This window comes from Streptomyces sp. NPDC059037 (assembly GCF_042740015.1).
Lineage (GTDB): Bacteria > Actinomycetota > Actinomycetes > Streptomycetales > Streptomycetaceae > Streptomyces.
The window spans coordinates 15,862-16,802 of record NZ_JBHYIG010000220.1 but is presented as its reverse complement, the minus strand read 5'-3'; the positions used below and the strand labels follow the sequence as shown (position 1 = coordinate 16,802).

At 65.7% G+C, this 941-nt stretch carries 1 protein-coding gene; it reads left to right on the top strand.

Going from position 1 to position 941, the window contains the following annotated elements; translation table 11 throughout:
- Nucleotides 1–352: 352 nt before the first annotated feature.
- The gene (locus ACFWY6_RS33450; protein WP_384698517.1) at nt 353–886 is read left to right on the top strand and encodes a LuxR C-terminal-related transcriptional regulator; all 534 of its coding nucleotides are present in this window, start codon (nt 353–355) and stop codon (nt 884–886) included.
- Nucleotides 887–941 lie beyond the last annotated feature (55 nt).

The window sequence follows — 941 nt, the reverse complement described above, 5'->3', positions numbered from 1 at the left end:
GGTGTGTGCCTTTTGTTGGGCAGGGGGGTGGGCGCGGGTTTTTTGATTTTCAGGGGGTATTGCGCCCCTCCCTGTATCCCGCCGCCCGCGGGGTAGGGGTGGGCGACGGTACGGGAACGGGTCTGTCATGCCTTCATTCCATCCATTCACACGGCGATTTCCGTGAATGGTGCACCGGCATGCGCCCTTGCCCCTGTGTGTGAATTCCGCGTAACGGGAGAGCGGGAAAATCTTAACAGGGGGCGGGCAGATGAACAGTGGAATTCAGATAAGAGTTGTTGTATGCGATCCCCATCCGTACGCGCGTCTGGGTATTCGAGGGGCACTCGCGGAGGACCCCGCACTGGTCGTGGTGGGTGAGGCCGGAGATATCGGCGAACTCCTCTCGGCGGTGCATCTCTACGCACCGGATGTCGTGGTGCTCGAAGCACAGTCGCAGGCCGACCATGTGCATGAGCTGAAGCAGGTCGACGCCGCCATGGTGGTGATCGTGTCGGACGTGGACGCCGTCGCCGACTGGGTCCGGCTGACCCAGGTCAACGTCGGCGCGCTCGTCCACAGCGACGACCCCGAGGAGGAGTTGGTGGAGGCGGTCCGCCGGGCCGGCGAAGGCACGGGTTATGTCTCGCCCGGCCTCAGCGGGGCGCTGCTCAGGTTTGTGCGCGCCACGCTGCCGCGACCTCTGACGGTCGTACCCACGCACGCGCCGCTGACCTCGCGCGAGTCCGAGGTGCTCCAACTGGTGCGGCGCGGCATGGCCAACAAAGAGATCGCCCGGCGGCTCGGCCTGAGCGAGAAGACCATCAAGTTCCATGTCTCCAACGTCCTTGCGAAGGCGCACATGGCCTCCAGGGCACAGCTGATCGCGTCGGCGGCGGCCATGTGAGCGCCCGGCGGGGGAACTTGGCGAGCGGGGGCGTACCCACGGTGTGACCGTGCTG